Raw genomic sequence first — 19,289 nt, 5'->3', positions numbered from 1 at the left:
TTCACCCCCAAAATAACCCCACCCCCTATAAAGTAGGGTGTCCCCACCTGGGACAATGCCAAATTCATCAAACCAGGAGTCTTTCTCTGGCAAGCCGGTTGTCCAGCCGGGAGGGAAAACATAGTCTGATATCGGTTACCAAACTATTTGAATCCGTGCTTCACACAATCAAGCTCCCATATCCATCCACGCGGGTGCCCGGTATCTGCCACTGATTCCCACTCTGATCGACCGATACCCTCTCGGTCGCGTTCGCCATTGAACGGTCGGCACCCAGCCAAGCAAGGACTTATCCTCATGCGCACCACCGCCATCCGGCAACGCCGAACCATGAAGATCGCGGGCATCACGTTCAGTCTTGCACTTGCAGCAGCCGCTCTTCCCGCCTGTGGCGTCCAGTCGGAGCCTTCATCCCCGGGCACCCCAAACACCGGAACCGTCGACAGGCTGCCTTCCACCCCCGGCAAAAACAACGGGACCAGTGGATCCGGCAAGAGCGATACAACCGGTGATTCCAACACAGACAACAACGAGTCAACCGGGAAAACCCCTCCGAGCGGGAACAGCGAGCCGCCCGGAACACAATCCGGCTCCGAGCAAAACCCGCCTGTTTCGGACACCACCGACACGGACGAAAACAGCAACAATCCGTCAGATGACTCCTACGATCCCAAGATCGAGAATTCCGCGCTGATCGGAGGCAACATCAACGACGATGTCAAGCTGTCGAAGGATCATACGCAACCGAAGTTAACCGCTCCCAAGCCTGTAGAACCCGGCACCTTCAAAGAACCCGGGGGTGTGAAACCCACCTGTATGTTCCCGAAGAAGAAGACCACCGGGGAAAAACCGTCACTGACCTTCTGCCCCGGCGAGTCCCGTGGTCTTTCCGGCAAAGAAGCCGATGACGCCCACCGTGGGCAATCTATCGCGCAGCGCGAGCACAAGGCCGCCGACAATCTTATTAAACAGGCAAAAAACGCCCGCGCTCACTACAAGGTCGGTTCTCCCTTCGTACATTCAGCTGATCTTGATGCCATCGCCCAAACCGTAGCCGATGCCTGGAGCAAGAATGAAGACCCGGCAGTGCAACCGGGTGTCAAGGTAGTTTCGGTCAGCGGCGGTATTGGTGAGGAAAACGCTGAATTCGCGCGTCCGGAATCCATCCCCGCATATTCCTCCATCGCTTTTCTCCTCCAAGGGGCGGAACGTGACACTCTGCTGTGGGATACCCCGCTGAAAGTTGGCGCGGCTGTGAAAGCCAACACGACCAACGGCGGATTTTGGCACATCATCGTGCTCAAGCAGGACCGCGCAAGCCTCCCCCGGGATCGAAACTGTGAATTCCCGGAACTCAACAGAAGCGACTGGACAGGTTACAGCCCCTTTAACTGCCCCGGTATCAGGGACATCACCAGCGGTGAGCGCACCAAGGAGGAGAACAAAAAGCTTCTGGCCGACATGCGCAGGGAAGTCTTAAAACAGTTCCGTGAAGCTGCCGAACATTACAACTGGCCGGGATCGATCACCGAGGACAGCACGCTCTCGGCATCAGTCCAGGATCTTGCCGCCCATCCGAACCGGACATCCCCGACCTACGTCTTCCCGCACGCCGGCTTGGAACTCCACGCACCCGGTGATGATGTACTCAACACCGGCAGCTACCCCGCCGAGACCCTCATCGCTACTCTTTTGTCCAGCTACCACGAGTCGCTGCCGAAGGTGATGGGCAACGATGTCAACAAGTTCGTCGGCATCGGCCTGGCGCCCGTAGACGACGGCAAGAAGCTGTCGTTCTACATATCCATTCGACTCGATGATGGCCAGGGTTCCGGTCCCTGCGATTTCAAGGAATTCCCTGAACCCAAGAAGAACGCCAAATACGACAAAGAAGGAGCAACGGCCGGCCGGGTCAATTATTGCGGTGCGTTCAGCCTTCCGACCGCCGCAGAGTCTCAACGCGATATCAATGTCCGTTTCGACGAAGCCCGTGAACGACTCCTCAAGCAGCTGAACAAGATCAGGCGGCAGGCAGGGGTTCCCGAGGTCACCGTCGTCAGCCAGAATCTGACCGCTGATGCACAGGATTGGGCTCTCCAACGACTCGTGAAGGGCGTCAAACGCCACCAGACCGCTGAAGAATTCATCTACGGCGATCAGGAGGGCGAAGTCATGGATGACTCCTACTTGCCGGTCGGCGCAGGCCCGGAGACAATCAAGCCCGAAATCATTATCGCGGACTACCTCTACTCGCCCCACCACCGGGAGGCCATCCTGAATCCGAGCTTGAAGCAGATCGGTATCGGCTTCGCCATCGACGCCCGCTCCGGCAAGTTGATCAACGTCATCAACTTCCTCAACAGTGACCGCACCCCCGCGATCAATCCGAACTGGAAAAACTACACGGAGTAGAAGTTGCCAGCTCACCACCGGGTTACGTCTTGCCGGCAAGACGTAACCCGGTCCTTTTGTACCGTCTGCGGAGTAGAAGAGACCCGCTCGGATCCACAAACCACCCTTCGAACGCCGACAGCCCCCTTTCTCCCGCCGCACGGCGTATCCGACCCCCGTTAAAGGCGCCACAACCGGCCAACCACGTCAGCCAACTCGAGGCGTGGATTACCGGCCACCGTCAACACGGCCGCCCCGCAAGCGGAACCGTCCTCTCGTGGACTTTGCGTGGATTCGCTAAGCCGGTAGACGTCCTTCCCAGCCTGACAATTCCTCGCCGACCCCAGCACAGTGGAGGTGTGCACCGCTGACTCTGTCTGGCCTGTCATGGCCACCACATGGTGTGCCCTACCGCCCGACAGGAATCATTGACAATTCGGTTCCGGGCGGGCATCTGCATGCCACGGGGCAGGGCTTTTCTTGCGAGCTACTACCGGCGGAATTTCTGCGGTATTTCGAAAAAACAAAACACCCCCTACCCGCCGTTGTGGCTGGTAGGGGGTGTTTTAAGGTCTGTCAGAACGCCAAGTGATTACTTGGTGATCTTGGTGACACGACCGGCGCCGACGGTGCGGCCACCTTCGCGGATAGCGAAGCGCAGGCCTTCGTCCATGGCGACGGGCTGGATCAGGGTGACGGCCATGTCGACGTTGTCGCCGGGCATAACCATCTCGGTGCCCTCAGGCAGCTTCACAACACCGGTAACGTCGGTGGTGCGGAAGTAGAACTGCGGGCGGTAGTTGTCGAAGAACGGGGTGTGGCGGCCGCCCTCATCCTTGGACAGGATGTAGACGGAGCCTTCGAACTCGGTGTGGGGGGTGTAAGCGCCGGGCTTGGCCACAATCTGGCCACGCTCAACATCGTCGCGCTTCAGGCCACGCAGCAGCAGGGCGGCGTTGTCGCCGGCCTCAGCGGAGTCCAGGAACTTGTTGAACATCTCGATGGAGGTGACGGTGGTGCGCTGGGACTTCTCGCGGATACCGAGGATTTCGACCTCTTCGTTGACCTTGAGTTCGCCGCGCTCGACACGACCGGTGACGACGGTGCCACGACCGGTGATGGTGAAGATGTCCTCGATCGGCATCAGGAAGGGCTTGTCCAGCTCGCGGACCGGGTCCGGGATGGACTCGTCGCAGGCCTTCATCAGTTCGACGATGGACTCGACCCACTTCGGATCGCCTTCCAGAGCCTTCAGAGCGGAGATCTGGATGATCGGGGCTTCCTCGTCGAACTCCTGCTCGGCAAGAAGCTCACGGACTTCCATCTCGACCAGCTCGATGATCTCGTCATCGACATCGGGGGAGTCACACTTGTTCAGGGCGACCAGGATGTAGGGGACGCCGACCTGGCGGGCGAGCAGCACGTGCTCACGGGTCTGGGGCATCGGGCCGTCGGTGGCGGCGACAACGAGAATAGCGCCGTCCATCTGGGCAGCACCGGTGATCATGTTCTTGATGTAGTCGGCGTGGCCGGGGGCGTCCACGTGTGCGTAGTGACGCTTCTCGGTCTGGTACTCGACGTGCGCGATGTTAATCGTAATACCGCGCTCCTTCTCCTCGGGAGCCTTGTCGATGGAGTCGAACGCGGTTTCCTTGTTCAGTTCCGGGTACTGCTCAGCCAGAACCTTGGTGATGGCTGCGGTCGTCGTGGTCTTGCCGTGGTCGACGTGACCGATAGTACCGATGTTGACGTGCGGCTTTGTACGCTCGAACTTCGCCTTTGCCACTGTATGTCCTCCTGGACGTTCAGGTGGCTACGACTTTCGCAGCCACTTTTGGTGGTTGTTCCGCGGCATGAGAAAAAATTGGCACACTCAAGCCGCGGCCATTTAAGAAAAATGTGCCAACTAATGCATAGTAGGGGTAAGGCCGGAGTTTTTCAAACTCCGCACACCCACCCCACCTGAAATACGGCTCCAGCTGCGGTAACCGTGGAAAACGGATCCCTTGGGGCAGCGGCCGCGCCAGTGGTTGACCCGGGGGCTTCAGCCCGCGCGGGATACCACTTCTCAGTCGGCAGTACCGGCTAGCCTACCGCCCGGCGCGCCGTTTGGCCATCCAGCCGGTCCCGTGTTCGCCGATAGCTTTGCCGTGCCCTCCCCCACTACCGGTGTGACCTGTGGTTTAGCGAACTGCCGGATCATTGTTCAGCTGCTGTTGCGCCACCGGACAATCCACCCGTTGGCGCCTGCTGCGGCGGTGCATGCGCTAGGATTGTCGGCAGTGCAGTCGTGCACCGGGGTCAGTGAAAGTCTGAACCGGCGGTGATAGTCCGCGACCCGCGTCCCCATGGACGTGGTTGATTCGGTGAAATTCCGGAACCGACGGTGAAAGTCCGGATGGTAGGAGCACGATTGGGCGCACGCCCTTCTGTTGGCCGGATCCGCTGGAGCGGTTGTTGTCCGGCCGCGTCAGTCGGTCACCGCGTCGGGCGGGTTGCGGGATTTTTCCCGCAAGCCGCTTGAACCCGATCATTGTCGTTGCCGCACCGGTTTTTTCCACCGGGGAAGGTACCGCCGGGTTGTCGGTGCCGCGATTGGCCGTTTGGCTGTTGGCCACCGGGTATCCGGTTGGCCGGGGCCGCGGGGAAGGCCGCGCTTGATTTCCCGGTGCCAGAGACAACGTGTGACTTTCTCCATGGAGCTTTTCGGAATCAAGCGGCAACTGGCCTCGACGGCCGGTCTTGTCGGCCTGGTGGCACTCTGGGCGTCAGGCGCCCTCATTGTCGGCAACCAGGCCCTGCTGCCCTCTCCCCTGGCTGTCGGATTGCGGCTGGTAAACGATGTAACCAACCCGCTGTTCTGGAATTCTGTCTGGCACACTTTCGCCGAGAGCCTTCTGGGCTGTGTTTTCGGAACCTTGTTCGCGTTGCCCCTGGCATATCTCATTTACAAAAACGCCTGGCTGTCAGCAGCCTGTGCGCCGCTGGTGTCTGTGTCCCAGGCAATCCCCTCGGTGGCCATCGCCCCGCTGCTGGTGATCTGGATCGGGTACGGCCTGGTGGCTATCTCGGTGCTGTGTGCACTGATGGTGTTTTTCCCGATTCTCGTCAACACGGTGCTGGGGCTGAAATCGCTTCCCGCTGACGTCATTGAGGCTGCCCGCCTGGATGGTGCCGGCGGATTGACGCTTCTGGCCTTGATCGAGGCACCGTTGGCGCTTCCGGCTCTGCTTGCCGGTCTGCGCAATGGTTTCACCCTGTCGGTGATCGGGGCCGTGGTCGGCGAGTTTGTTATGGGTGGGCAGGGGCTTGGCGCAAGGCTGTCCCTGCAGTCCGCGGCCGCGGACATGACCGGGTTGTTTTCCACTGTCACGGTGCTGTGTTTCCTGGCTGCACTCGCTTTCGCCAGCATCGCCGCCATCGAGCGCCATTCACAAACGATCAGGGCGCTCCGCTGACAACCGCAAAGGACGTTTCAACCCATGCAGAAATCCTTCAGAACACACACCGCCGTGTTTGCCTGTGCACTCACCCTTGCCGCCGCCACCGTCGCGGCCTGCTCGCCGGGTGAGGACCCGCACGACCGGCACCCCGATGTGCCGTCAACCGCGGCAGCCGCCGCGCAAAGCCCCGCACCCGGGGATAAGGCACCGGCTGTCTCCCCGGCCGGGGAGACAACCGCACAGAGCCGGAAAGCCGTCCCGCTGACTGTTGGTTTGACCTATATTCCCAATGTTCAGTTCTCCCCGATGTATGTGGCCACGCAGGCCGGCTACGTCGGCGGGGAGGTCACCTTGCGCCACCACGGGCAGTCGGAGGGACTGTTCACCGCGCTGCTGGCGGGCCGGGAGCAGGTGGTTGTCGCCGGCGCCGATGAGGCGGCGGCGGCGAAATCTGATGAGCTTGTCGTGATCGCCCCCTACTACGAGAAATACCCGGTGGCGGTGATCGCCACACAAGCCTCCGGTATTGCCACCATGGCCGATCTGAAAGGGAAAACAGTCGGGATTCCCGGCCACTACGGTGAGGGCTGGTACGGGTTGCTGGCGGGCCTGCGCTCGGCGGGTATGACCGTCGATGACATCACCCTGCAGGAGATCGGCTACACCCAGCAGGCCGCCCTGTCGACCGGCAAAGTTGATGCGGTCGTCGGATTCATCAACAATGACGCCGTGCAGTTCAAGCTCAACGATCTGCCGGTCACGGTGATCACCCCTGAGGTGAAGGCGTTGAGAAGTGCCAGCCTGGTGACGACCAAAGCTTTTGCCGCCGACCACCCGGAGCAGCTGACACAACTGGTATCCGGGGTGTTTCGCGCCTACCGGGATTTAGCGGACGACCCGTCTGCGGGGGTTGCGGCGACCGCGAAACTCGTGCCCGAGCTGTCGGATAAAACGCAGCGCCGGGCGGCGGAAGCGACCATGGATGCCACCGTGGGGCTTTTTCCCGCCTCGCTTGACTCCTGCCGTGAGCTGACGGCAGACAATGCCGAGGCGATGGTGGCCGAACTGAAGGCCATCGGCCTGTCCCCCCAGATCGACGGCAGTGAGTTGTTCACCGATGAGTTCTGCGGCTAGCCGGGGCACGGCTTTGTAAAAAAGCGCATCAAAAAACCGGGAGGACCACAGTGTGGTTCTCCCGGTTTTTTCTCACGCCTGCCCCCGCCCCGCCGGGCTGTGCCGCCCGGCGGGAGGTGGCTGGGTGATATCGGGCAGCCGGCTACTGGCCGTTGCGCTCGGCGATGATCTCCTGGCCGACAGAGGTGGGAACCTCTGCGTAGGAGTCGAAGAACATCGAGTAGTTGGCGCGGCCCTGGGTCTTGGAACGCAGGTCACCGACGTAGCCGAACATCGACGACAGCGGCACCTTGGCCTTGACCAGCTTCGCGCCGGCCCGGTCTTCCATGGAGTGGACCTGGCCACGGCGGGCGTTGACGTCGCCGATCACGTCACCCATGTATTCCTCGGGGGTGATGATCTCGACGAGCATGATCGGCTCGAGCAGCGCAGGCTTTGCCTTGGCGACCGCTTCTTTCAGCGCCTGGGTACCGGCGATCTTGAAGGCCATTTCAGACGAGTCGACCTCGTGGTACTGGCCGTCGAGCAGGGTGGCCTTGATGTTGACCAGCGGGAAGCCGGCCAGGTAGCCGTACTGCATCGCGTCCTGGATACCGGCATCGACGGAAGGAATGTATTCCTTCGGGATGCGGCCACCGGTGACGGCGTTTTCGAACTTGTAGGTTGCGCTTTCGCCCTCTTCGAGGGTTTCCGGATCCGGGTTGTAGGGCTCCAGGGCAATGATGACCTTGGCGAACTGGCCGGAACCACCGGTCTGCTTTTTGTGGGTGTATTCCAGTTTCTCGACCGGCTTGCGGATGGTCTCACGGTAGGCGACCTGCGGGGCGCCGACGTTGGCCTCGACCTTGAATTCGCGCTTCATGCGGTCGACCAGCACATCGAGGTGCAGCTCGCCCATGCCGCCGATGACGGTCTGGCCGGTTTCCTCGTCCAGCTTGACGGTGAAGGTCGGGTCCTCTTCGGCCAGCTTCTGGATGGCCAGGGACAGCTTCTCCTGGTCGGCTTTCGACTTCGGCTCGATGGCGACCTGGATCACCGGATCCGGGAAGTCCATGGACTCCAGGATGATCGGGTTCTGGATGTCACACAGGGTGTCACCGGTGGTGGTGTCTTTCAGGCCGATGAAGGCGTAGATGTGGCCGGCGAGGGCCTCTTCCACCGGGTTTTCCTTGTTGGCGTGCATCTGGAACAGCTTGCCGATGCGCTCTTTTTTGTCCTTGGTGGAGTTTTGCACCTGGTTGCCCGGCTCGACACGGCCGGAGTAGACGCGCACGAAGGTCAGCTTGCCGAAGAAGGGGTGGGCGGCGATCTTGAACGCCAGAGCCGAGAAAGGCTCTTCCTTCGAGGGCTTGCGGGTCATTTCGGTGGACTCGTCACCGACGGCGTGGCCGTGGACCACACCGACGTCCATGGGGGTCGGCAGGTAGTCGATGATGGCGTCCAGCAACGGCTGCACACCCTTGTTCTTGTAGGCGGAGCCACACAGAACCGGGTAGACCTCGGAGTTGATGGTCATCTTGCGGATGGCCTTCTTGATCTCGTCGAGGGTGATTTCCTCGCCGCCGAAGTACTTTTCCATCAGTTCTTCATCGGACTCGGCAACCGTCTCGAGCAGCTTCTCGCGGTACTCGGCGGCCTTGTCCTTCAGGTCGTCCGGAATCTCTTCGTAGGTGGGGGCGGCACCGACGTCAACCTTGCCGCGCCAGGTGATCGCCCGCATGTTCAGCAGGTCGACAACGCCGTCGAAGTCATCTTCGGCGCCGATCGGCAGCTGCATGACCAGCGGCTTGGCGTTGAGCCGGTCAACAATGGTCTTGACGGTGTAGTAGAAGTCCGCGCCCAGCTTGTCCATCTTGTTGACGAAGCAGATACGGGGAACGTCGTACTTGGTGGCCTGGCGCCACACCTGCTCGGACTGGGGTTCAACACCCTCTTTGCCGTCGAACACGGCGACGGCACCGTCGAGCACGCGCAGGGACCGCTCGACCTCAACGGTGAAGTCGACGTGGCCGGGCGTGTCGATGATGTTGATCTGGTTGCCCTCCCAGAAACAGGTCACGGCGGCGGAGGTAATGGTGATGCCGCGCTCTTTTTCCTGCTCCATCCAGTCGGTGGTGGACTGGCCGTCGTGGGTTTCGCCGACTTTGCGGTTGATACCCGTGTAGAAGAGGATGCGCTCGGTAGCGGTGGTCTTGCCGGCATCGATGTGGGCCATGATGCCGATATTGCGGACCTTATTCAGGTCGGTAAGCACTTCTTGTGCCACTGTGTACCCCAAACATGTTGGTTGTTGTCGGCCACCCGCCACATGAACAGGGCCGGGCTTGGGCCGAAGAATGTGTGTTGTTTTCTTAGGTTTTAGACTCCGGTTCAACCGGATCATCCCGCGTGCGGGAGGACCGTGCGCCGGGGGCATGCACCTGGCATGCCCCGCCGACCGGTCGGTTCCCAAGGATATTCGGTTGGCGCCCGGCGTGCAGCCGGGGCGCGGGCACCGGAGATGGTGCGCCGTGAGCCGGGGCGGAAAACCACCGCCCCGGCGCTACAGTGAAGGGCCCCTCACGGGGCGAGTGCGAAAAAAGTGCGACTGCGTCCTGCGGGAGACCCTTTTCTGTGGAAACTACCAGCGGTAGTGGGCGAAGGCGCGGTTGGCCTCGGCCATCTTGTGGGTGTCCTCGCGGCGCTTGACGGAAGCACCGAGGCCGTTGGAGGCATCGAGGATTTCGTTGGCCAGACGTTCGGTCATGGTCTTTTCACGGCGCTGGCGGGTGAAGGTGACCAGCCACCGCAGTGCCAGGGTGTTGGCACGGCCCGGACGGACCTGCACCGGAACCTGGTAGGTGGCGCCACCGACGCGGCGGGAACGGACCTCCAGCTCGGGCTTGACGTTGCCCAGGGCTTTTTCGAGGGTGCCGACCGGATCGGTGCCGGTCTTTTCGCGGCAGATTTCAAGCGCGCTGTAGACGATGCGCTCGGCGGTCGACTTCTTGCCGTCCAGCAGGACCTTGTTGACCAGCTGGGTGACGATTTCGGAGTTGTAGACCGGATCTTTGATGACCGGACGCTGGGGAGCTCTGCTCTTACGCATGGGTGATTACTTCTCCTTCTTCGCGCCGTAGCGGGAACGGGCCTGCTTGCGGTCTTTGACACCCTGGGTGTCGAGGGAGCCGCGGATGATCTTGTAGCGGACACCGGGAAGGTCCTTCACACGGCCGCCGCGCACGAGCACCATGGAGTGCTCCTGCAGGTTGTGGCCTTCACCGGGGATGTAGGCCGAGACCTCGATACCGGAGGTCAGGCGGACACGGGCGACTTTACGCAGAGCCGAGTTCGGCTTCTTCGGGGTGGTGGTGTACACACGGGTGCACACGCCACGACGCTGCGGGGAGCCTTTCAGCGCCGCAGTTTTGACCTTGGCGGTCTTGTCGTGGCGGCCCTTGCGGACCAGCTGCTGGATTGTGGGCATAAACCGTTTCTTCCTTGTTCGTTGTGATGAAACAAAACCTTGCGAGCTATCCTCCCCGGCCACAGGAATCCCGGGCTGTCACCGACGGCTGAAACCGGATCACACCGATTGACAAGAAAACATCGAAGGGTGACCGGCACCGGGTGCGGGTGGGGTGGGCGGCGCGAGCGGTAAGCCGTCATACGGTCACGCAGCCGAGAGTGAGAAAACGGCCGTGTGCGCGTGACCTGCCGCGCCGAAAAGTCTCGAAGACAATGCTGTTGTCATGTCCGCTTCCACACGGCCTGCCGACAGTCGACGACGGGGTGAACCGTTGTCGAGACAGGTCGAACCCAGTCAGCCGCTCTCGCTGGCCTACCGGGGTGGATCGGACTCCCACCATACTGACGTGGGACCAAGCGTCTAACGTACACGAGTCCGGGACAGTTGACAAATCCCCCCGCAGCCCCGCAGCCCCGCGATCCCGCATGTCAGGGCCGGTAAACGACGCCTGTGCCAGCGTCAGCGGCCGGGTGGCCGACTTCACCGCCCGGGGCGTGCGGCACCCACCGGCCGCCCGCCCCGGGCGGGTTGTCGGCGGCTAGCCGACCCTTCCGGAGGAAAAGGCGGCGACCTGCGGCGGCAGCGGGAAGGGAAGGATGAACGGGTGGGCGGGATCCAGCGGATTGGGAATCAGGGTGGTACCCGGCGCGGGTGCCGGTGTCGGCGCCGGGGCCGGGGCCGGGGCCGGGGCGGTGTTCTGCGGGGCGGGTGCCGGTGCCGGTGCCGGGGCGGTGTTCTGTGGGGCGGGCGCAGGTGCCGGGGCCGGGGCCGGGGCCGCGGCCGGGCCGGTGACGGCCGGGGAACCGCCCACCACCCCGCAGGCCACTGCCCGGGAAATCGCCACTGACGCGGCATTGTTCAGTGCCGTCCGGTAGCGGGCCTCCTGGCCGCCGGTGAGTCCACCGGCCTGGCGGCGCAGCGAGGCGACCTGGCTGTTGATCACCCCGCCTGAGCGTGCCTCCAGATCCCCCCGGGTGCGCGCCAGGCCCTGGCCGCCATAGTCGTTGAATTTGTCACGCACGGTTGAACACGGTGCGAAAGGAGCCAGGGCAGCCAGGTTGTTCACCCGGGAAATCGCCTGGTTGACTTTCGCTTCATCGGCGGCGGCCGGGGCCGCCAGTCCCGCGGCCAGGGTCGCCGCGGCGGCTGTGGCCGCAAGGATTCGTCTGCGTCGTGTTGTCATGGGGGCCTCCACCTGTATCGGGAACATCGGGCTGATTGAAAGTCCAGTCAACGCTACCGGCTTCCGGCCCTGCTGTCACGGCCGGCACCGCTAGCGGCGCCGCTACCGGAAGCAGAAGGACAGACCCGGCGGTCGGCTGCCCCGTGCCCGGACCGGGGTGACCCATGGCGTTTGCCCGTCGGCGGCAGATGTTTTTTTGGCCGCGACCACCGCCGAAAACCGACGGCGCCCACAACTCCCGGGGACGGGTGTAGGCCCGGTTTTCCCCTGCCGGGAATCGTTGTTGTCCCGGTTTTCCCCGCCGGGAAAGGACCGCGGAAGTGCACAAAAAAACGACGACCACTGCTGCCCCGCCGGTGACAACCGGTGGGGACAGCAGTGGTGTCAGTGCAGTTTTCGGAAGGGTTCTTTGAAGGTTTTAAGCGTTGTCGGCGTCGTGTTTTCTGATCAGCTCACCGGCATTGATCTCAATGGATTTGATGCGTTCGGTGATCGCCGCGGTGTTGTCGACGGCGGTGGCATCCCCGGCGGCAGCCGAGCAGCGGCGCAGCGAATCGAGGGCTTCCTCGGCGCGGATGATCGAGCGGTTGACTTCCTGCAGAAGCTCACCCATGGTGCCGCCCAGACGTTCACCGTCTTTTTCGTGGTCGCGGCGCCACTCCACCATGACCTGCTGGGGAATGCCCATCAGGTCGGCGACACCGGCGATGGTGGCGGCGACGTCTTTGGCTTTCTTGTTGTAGGTGTCGGCCAACTCGTCCATTTCAGCCATGACATAGCCGAAGGCAATGGCGAGGGCTTCCAGTGCCACCGCGCCACGCTTTTTGATTCCCCCGTCGGACAGTTCCGTGACAAAGCGGGCCATCATTTCCGTCTGCAGGCGGCACAGCGCAATGGAGAACTTCGTCCGCGCGGTGAACTGGTCGAATTCCTCCAGCTGCCCGAACAGTTTCTCCAGGCGGGGGGCGGCGACTTTGCGCATCTGGGTCCACACCTGCAGCGGCATGAGGGTTTCCTGCGGAAGTCCTTCATCACTGTTGGCCCGGGCCGTCAGGTGGGCGGTGACTTCTTCGGCTGATTCCATCTCCCGGCGCATGGTGCGCCCGGCTTTGTGCAGTGAATTCGACAGATCATCAACGGCGGTTAACGCATCCATCCAGTCACCCAGGCGGGCGGCAATGGCATCGACGGCTTCGTGGATGGTTTCCATCGGGCCGGGTTCGATGTGTTTCGGCTGCGGCAGCGGGCCGGTCTCGGCCTGGCGGGCCAGGATCTCTTCCGGCAGCACAGCCCACTGGAATTCCTCGTAAGACTGGAACCCCAGCCCCTGGATGGCTTCGGTGACCAGGTTGAACCCTTCCACCGCGGCCTCGTGCCGGTTGGCTCCGGCGGCCATGAGTTCCCGTTCTTTGGCGCGCACATCGGCGTAGATGCCGCAGGCGGCCTCGAATAGTTCCGGGCAGGACACCCGGGTACGCACCGACAGGTAGTCGCCGTTGGGCATGGGGGTGATGGTGGCGAACACATCGTATTCCGAGCCGTCTTTGGCGAGGTTGCGCACATATGCGGCAAACGGTTTACCCGACTGCAGAAGAACCCACATGCCGTAAAAAGCACCACCGGGCATTTCCGGGTGGCGGATGCAGTTGTGCGGCGCACCGACCAACTCGTCCAGGGGGAAACGCGACAAACGCACGAACACGTCGTTCGATTCGCGGATCACACCCTTTGCATCGGTGGTGGAAAAGAACATCTCCTCGAGGCCGACCTCATGGGTCGCACCGGTGGGTTCGACGGTTGGCATTGATTGGCCTTTCACTGTGCGCCGGAGCAAACCGGATAATCCGCTCCGAATGCCCCGGACGCGACTGGACCGGGGACGGCGGACGGTTACGCTGACGCACGCACATTGTGGTGCCCCGGGCTGTCACCGGGACACAGGTGATTGAAATCTGGGTACTGGTTGCTGATCCCCCTTTCGCGGACGTGCCCGGCACCACCGGTAACGCCGAGCGTTGGGCGGTGCACTCACACCGGAAAAGGAAGAAGGATATACAGCTATAATACGGAAATTTTTCGCAAAGCTTGCGCCCCCAGTTTAGCCCTTGCATCGATTCCGTGACGAATCCTTTCCACCACGATTCGGGGAAACCGTCCCTAAAAGGCTTTGTGGTACTGCGCGGGGAAACCGAGCCGGGAGCGGTCCACGCCCAGTTCGCGCCCCGCGGTCAGCGGCCACAGTGGGTCCCGCAAGGCTGCACGCCCAATACTGACCGCCCCGATCACCCCGTCGGCGACAATGGTCTCCGCCTGGTGACCTGTTGTGATTATTCCCACAGCGCTGACGAGGATACTGCGGTCGTCCAGCTTGCGGGCAATGGTCCTGGCCACCGGAACCTGGTAACCGGGTCCGGTCGGTACCGGGTCGGCGCCGGTCAGCCCGCCGGTGGACACATCCAGCCACGCCAGACCGATCGCCTCATCGACCCGGGCCGCGAATTCCGCGTTGTCGTCCGGGGTGATCCCGCCGTCCACCCAATCGGTGGCCGAGACCCGCAAGCCCACCGGCCCGGAAAAACCCTCCCGCACCGCGCGGGCGATCTGCAGCGGGAAACGCATCCGGTTTCCCAGGTCCCCACCGAAGTTGTCGGTCCGTTTATTGGCCAGCGGTGAGAGGTATTCGTGGATGAGATAGCCGTGGGCGCCGTGAATCTGCACCACGTCGTAGCCGCATTCGGCGGCCAGCTCGGCGGCCCGGCGGAACTGGCCGATGATCTTTCGCTGGCCGGGTTCATCAAGCGCCGTCGGAGCGTTCATGCTGCGGTCGCCTGCGGCACTGGGTGCCACGGTCTTCCAGCCCCCGTCGGAAACCGGCACCCAGCCTTTGTCCACCCCGGGAAGACTGGGGGTGCTGCCCGCTTTGCCGCCCGCATGCGACAGCTGCACACCGATGGCCGCACCCCGGGAATGCACCTGGTCGACAATTCGCCGGTGGGCGGCAATCATCGCCCGGTCCGTGTCGTTGTCGCCGGTGTCCCACAGGCCCAGGTCCAGCGGTGAAATCCGGCCCACGGGATCCACGGCACAGGCCTCGGTCATCACCAGCCCGAAGCCGCCCCCGGCGAACTGGCCCAGATGCACCAGGTGAAAATCGGTGGGGACACCGTCCCGGCGGGGGCAGGAGTACATGCACATCGGCGCCACAAACATCCGGTTGTTGACCGTGACGTCACGGTCCGCCCCTGTCAGCACGACGGGATCGAATATGCTGCGGTGACCGGCCATAACAACTGCTCTCCTTGTTCAGTGGACAACGGCAACGGGTGGTTTTCTCCAGTCCTGTCTCCACCGTAGTACCGCCCCGGGAGGCACGTCCCTCCCGGGGCATGGCGGCCACCGGGGCCGGCCGCACCGGCTACCGGGCTGCGGCGGACGGAAAGCCATCCGGCGCACAAAAATCCCGGGGACCGGCCGCCCGCCGCGGTCTTGTTTTTTCAGGCAGGACGCGGCGGGGACTGGTCCCCGGGATATGAAGGTGATGGAGTTGTTCCCGGCTTGTCACCCGAAGGGTGCAGCCGCCGGGGGTTTAGTTGCCGAAGTCATCCAGCGGCACAGCGGCACCGGTGAATTCCGGGTAGTCCTCGCCGTAGACGGAATCCACGAAGCTCGGCACCGGGTAGGAGGCGTTGCGCGCCCGCTCGGTGGGCTTGACCGCGATATTGCGGTAGCGGGAAATACCGGTACCGGCCGGGATCAGCTTACCGATGATGACGTTTTCCTTCAGGCCGATCAGCTTGTCGGAACGGCGGTTGATCGCCGCATCGGTGAGCACCCTGGTGGTCTCCTGGAAGGAAGCGGCCGACAGCCACGATTCGGTGGCCAGCGATGCCTTGGTGATACCCATGATTTCGCTGCGCAGTTCGGCGATCTCCAGGCCGGCTTTGCGGGCTTCCGCGTTGGCGGCCTTGGCTTCCGCCAAATCGACCAGGGTACCGGGCAGGAATTCGGTGGAACCGGATTCGATGACGGTGCCGCGGCGCAGCATCTGGCGGATAATGATCTCGATGTGCTTGTCGTGGATGGCCACACCCTGGGCGCGGTAGACGGCCTGAACCTCGTCGATCAGGTGCTGTTCCACTCCGCGACGGCCCTGGATTTCCAGCACGTCGTGCGGGTCAGCCGGTCCACGCAGCAGGCGTTCGCCCAACTCGACATGGTCGCCGTCCTGGATGGGGCGCTCAAAGGTGACTTCCGGGTTGGAATCGGAGGGAACCTTCTTGGCGGCCAGGCCCTGGCGCTTGGACAGCTTCTCGTAGACAACATCGTCGCCGCCGTCATCCGGGGTGATCGTCAGAGTCCAGAAGTTGCCCTCGTCCTCCAGTTTCACGGTGCCGGACACAGAGGCAATCGGGGCTTTGTTCTTCGGCACGCGGGCCTCGAACAGCTCCTGCACACGCGGCAGACCACCGGTGATGTCGCCACCGACACCACCCTGGTGGAAGGTACGCATGGTCAGCTGGGTACCGGGCTCACCAATCGACTGGGCGGCGACAATACCGACCGCTTCACCGATATCGACCTGTTTGCCGGTGGCCATGGAACGGCCGTAGCACTTGGCGCAGACACCGGTGGGGGTCTGGCAGGTCAGCACACTGCGCAGCTTGACCTGCTCGCAGCCGGCATCGACGAGGGCGTCGATTTCCAACTCGCCGAGTTCGGTACCGGCTTCCAGCACCACGGTGCCGTCTTTGTCGGTGGCGTCGATGGCCAGCACCCGGCCGGTGGCCGAGGTTTCGATCAGGTCGTGGCGGCGGAAACCGAGGGGTTGACCGTCGGCGCCGATCAGCGGCACCGCCAGCGGCACCTTGATGCCCTGCCGGGTCTCGCAATCCTCTTCCCGGACAATGACGTCCTGGGCCACATCCACCAGACGACGGGTCAGGTAACCGGAGTCGGCGGTACGCAGCGCGGTATCGGCCAGGCCCTTGCGGGAACCGTGGGAGTTGTTGAAGTACTCCAGAACCGACAGGCCCTCACGGAAGGAGGTCTTGATCGGGCGGGTGATGTATTCACCCTTGGAGTTGACGACCATGCCCTTCATGCCGGCCAGGGTCCAGATCTGGCGCATGTTGCCGGCGGCACCCGACTTCACGATCATCGGGATCGGGTTGTCATCCGGGTACATCTCTTCCAGGGCGTTACCGACCTTGTCGGTGGCTTCCTTCCACAGCTCGACCAGCCGGTCGTAGCGTTCCTGGCGGGTGAGCTTGCCCTCTTCCCAGTACTTGATTTCGATCGACCGGGCGGTCTCTTCGTACTGTTCGAGGATTTCCTGCTTGTTCGGCAGCACCAGCACGTCGGACATGGTGATGGTGACACCGGAGCGGGTGGCCCAGTAGAACCCGGCGTCTTTCATCTTGTCCATGGTCTGGGCGACGGTGATCATCGGGTAGCGCGCGGCCAGGTCGTTGATCACATCGCCGAGCAGAATCTTGTTGGTGCCGCCGCCCTTGCGGACCATGACACCTTCCAGATACGGGTAGTTCCACGGCAGGAGATCGTTGAACATGATCCGGCCGAGAGTGGTGTCGGCCATCCACACATCGCCCTTGTTCCAGCCGTCCGGGTAGTACTCGGCCTCAATGTCGGCCGGGGGACGCAGGTGGGTGATGCGCACCTTGATCGGTGCCTGCAGGCCCAGCACACCACGGTCGTAGGCCATGATGGCTTCCGCGACCGAGGAGTACACGCCCGTGGCGGGGCCGTCGTCGGTGGCCGGCTGGTAGGCACCCTGGCCACCGAACTCGTCGGCGTTTTTCGCCAAGGTCAAAAAGTACAGGCCGGTGACCATGTCCAGACGCGGCATGGCCAGCGGTTTACCGGAGGCGGGCGAGAGAATGTTGTTGCTGGCCAGCATCAGCACGCGGGCTTCCGCCTGGGCTTCCGCCGACAGCGGCAGGTGAACGGCCATCTGGTCGCCGTCGAAGTCGGCGTTGAAGGCCTCACAGGCCAGCGGGTGCAGCTGGATGGCTTTACCCTCGACCAGCACCGGCTCGAAGGCCTGGATGCCCAGCCGGTGCAGGGTGGGGGCACGGTTGAGCATCACCGGATGCTGGGAGATGACTTCTTCCAGCACCGACCACACCTCGGGGTGGTGGCGTTCGACCATGCGCTTGGCCGACTTGATGTTCTGGGCGACTTTCTTCTGCACCAGGCCTTTCATGACGAAAGGCTTGAACAGCTCCAGGGCCATCAGCTTCGGCAGACCGCATTCATGCAGGCGCAGCTGCGGACCGACGATAATCACCGAGCGGCCCGAGTAGTCGACGCGCTTGCCGAGCAGGTTCTGGCGGAAACGGCCCTGCTTGCCTTTGAGCAGATCAGACAGCGACTTCAGGCTGCGGTTGCCGGGACCGGTGACCGGACGGCCGCGACGGCCGTTGTCGAACAGCGCGTCCACGGATTCCTGCAGCATGCGTTTTTCGTTGTTGACGATGATCTCCGGGGCGCCCAGATCGATCATGCGCTTGAGCCGGTTGTTGCGGTTGATCACCCGGCGGTACAGGTCGTTGAGGTCGGAGGTCGCGAAACGGCCGCCGTCGAGCTGCACCATGGGGCGCAGCTCCGGGGGGATGACCGGGATGCAGTCCAGGACCATGCCGGCCGGATCGTTGCCGGACCGCTGGAAAGCGGCGACAACCTTCAGGCGTTTGAGCGCCCGCATCTTCTTCTGGCCTTTGCCCTCGTTGATGATCTGGCGCAGTTCATCGGCCTCGGCATCAAGATCGAAGTTGCGGATCAGGGTTTGGATGGCTTCCGCCCCCATGCCGCCGGTGAAGTAGTCCTCGTAGCGGTCGACCAGCTCCGAGTAGAGGTTCTCGTCGATGATCATCTGCTTCGGGGCCAGCTTGACGAAGGTGTTCCACACCTCGTCCAGCCGGTCGATTTCCCGCTCCGCACGCTCGCGGATGTGCTGCATCTCTTTGTCGGCGGCGTTTTGCACCTTGCGCTTGGCATCGGCTTTCGCCCCCTTGGCTTCCAGTTCCGCGAGGTCTTCCTCGAGTTTCTGGGCGCGGTCGGCGATGTCGGATTCGCAGTCGGCCTCCACGTCCTTTTTCTCCAGCAGCATTTCGGCTTCCAGAGTCGTCAGGTCGTTGTGGCGGGCCTCATCATCGACGGAGGTGATGATGTTGGCCGCGAAGTAGATGATCCGTTCCAGATCCTTCGGCGCCAGATCCAGAAGGTAGCCCAGGCGTGAGGGCACGCCCTTGAAGTACCAGATGTGGGTGACCGGTGCGGCCAGCTCAATGTGGCCCATGCGTTCGCGGCGCACCTTCGATTTGGTGACCTCGACGCCGCAGCGTTCACAGATGATGCCCTTGTAGCGGACACGCTTGTATTTGCCGCAGGCGCACTCCCAGTCCCTGGTGGGGCCGAAGATGCGTTCGCAGAACAGGCCGTCCTTCTCGGGCTTTAAGGTTCGGTAGTTGATGGTCTCCGGTTTTTTGACTTCGCCCTTGGACCAGCGGCGGATGTCCTCGGCGGTGGCAAGGCCGATACGGAGCTCGTCGAAGAAGTTGACGTCGAGCACGGTGGTTAAAAATCCCTTCCCCCCTTGTCACAGTGGTGC

At 62.7% G+C, this 19,289-nt stretch carries 11 protein-coding genes and 1 riboswitch; of the genes, 3 read left to right on the top strand and 8 right to left on the bottom strand.

Annotation, left to right across the window (positions count from 1 at the left end; genetic code table 11):
* Positions 1–297: 297 nt before the first annotated feature.
* Positions 298–2,412 carry a CAP domain-containing protein gene (locus JZY06_RS04800; RefSeq protein WP_207118711.1) on the top strand — a complete coding sequence of 705 codons (2,115 nt, stop codon included), beginning with the start codon at positions 298–300 and terminating at the stop codon, positions 2,410–2,412.
* A 571-nt stretch (positions 2,413–2,983) separates the two neighbouring features.
* Here the strand turns inward: JZY06_RS04800 and tuf are convergent.
* A complete protein-coding gene (gene tuf, locus JZY06_RS04795) occupies positions 2,984–4,177 on the bottom strand; it encodes an elongation factor Tu (protein WP_207118709.1) in 1,194 nt (397 codons plus the stop codon).
* Between the two features lie 501 nt (positions 4,178–4,678).
* Positions 4,679–4,805: riboswitch (FMN riboswitch) on the top strand.
* Positions 4,806–5,087: 282 nt separating this feature from the next.
* Here tuf and JZY06_RS04790 point away from each other — a divergent pair.
* Together JZY06_RS04790 and JZY06_RS04785 are read left to right on the top strand one after the other, a co-directional pair.
* Positions 5,088–5,849: an ABC transporter permease gene (locus JZY06_RS04790; protein ID WP_207118707.1), complete on the top strand. Its 762-nt coding sequence runs from the start codon at positions 5,088–5,090 to the stop codon at positions 5,847–5,849.
* A gap of 24 nt (positions 5,850–5,873) precedes the next feature.
* Positions 5,874–6,968 carry an ABC transporter substrate-binding protein gene (locus JZY06_RS04785; RefSeq protein WP_207118705.1) on the top strand — a complete coding sequence of 365 codons (1,095 nt, stop codon included), beginning with the start codon at positions 5,874–5,876 and terminating at the stop codon, positions 6,966–6,968.
* Between the two features lie 142 nt (positions 6,969–7,110).
* Here the strand turns inward: JZY06_RS04785 and fusA are convergent, their stop codons facing one another.
* The 7 genes from fusA to JZY06_RS04750 form a co-directional block, all read right to left on the bottom strand.
* Positions 7,111–9,234, bottom strand: coding sequence for an elongation factor G (gene fusA / locus JZY06_RS04780; RefSeq protein ID WP_207118703.1), 2,124 nt, complete (start codon positions 9,232–9,234; stop codon positions 7,111–7,113).
* A 354-nt stretch (positions 9,235–9,588) separates the two neighbouring features.
* Positions 9,589–10,056: a 30S ribosomal protein S7 gene (gene rpsG, locus JZY06_RS04775; RefSeq protein WP_207118701.1), complete on the bottom strand. Its 468-nt coding sequence runs from the start codon at positions 10,054–10,056 to the stop codon at positions 9,589–9,591.
* 6 nt (positions 10,057–10,062) lie between these two features.
* Positions 10,063–10,434, bottom strand: coding sequence for a 30S ribosomal protein S12 (rpsL, locus tag JZY06_RS04770; protein WP_112768809.1), 372 nt, complete (start codon positions 10,432–10,434; stop codon positions 10,063–10,065).
* 580 nt (positions 10,435–11,014) lie between these two features.
* Positions 11,015–11,659 carry a hypothetical protein gene (locus JZY06_RS04765; RefSeq protein ID WP_207118699.1) on the bottom strand — a complete coding sequence of 215 codons (645 nt, stop codon included), beginning with the start codon at positions 11,657–11,659 and terminating at the stop codon, positions 11,015–11,017.
* 418 nt (positions 11,660–12,077) lie between these two features.
* A complete protein-coding gene (locus tag JZY06_RS04760) occupies positions 12,078–13,463 on the bottom strand; it encodes a PAS domain-containing protein (RefSeq protein WP_207118697.1) in 1,386 nt (461 codons plus the stop codon).
* 353 nt (positions 13,464–13,816) lie between these two features.
* Positions 13,817–14,944: an oxidoreductase gene (locus JZY06_RS04755; protein ID WP_207118695.1), complete on the bottom strand. Its 1,128-nt coding sequence runs from the start codon at positions 14,942–14,944 to the stop codon at positions 13,817–13,819.
* 301 nt (positions 14,945–15,245) lie between these two features.
* Entirely contained in the window at positions 15,246–19,250 is a 4,005-nt protein-coding gene (locus tag JZY06_RS04750) for a DNA-directed RNA polymerase subunit beta' (protein ID WP_207118693.1), read from the bottom strand.
* Positions 19,251–19,289: the final 39 nt, after the last annotated feature.

Origin of the sequence: Corynebacterium mendelii (assembly GCF_017307055.1) — a bacterium.
GTDB lineage: Bacteria > Actinomycetota > Actinomycetes > Mycobacteriales > Mycobacteriaceae > Corynebacterium > Corynebacterium mendelii.
The sequence above is the reverse complement of the archived record's forward strand: the minus strand, read 5'-3'. Positions and strand labels throughout refer to the sequence as shown.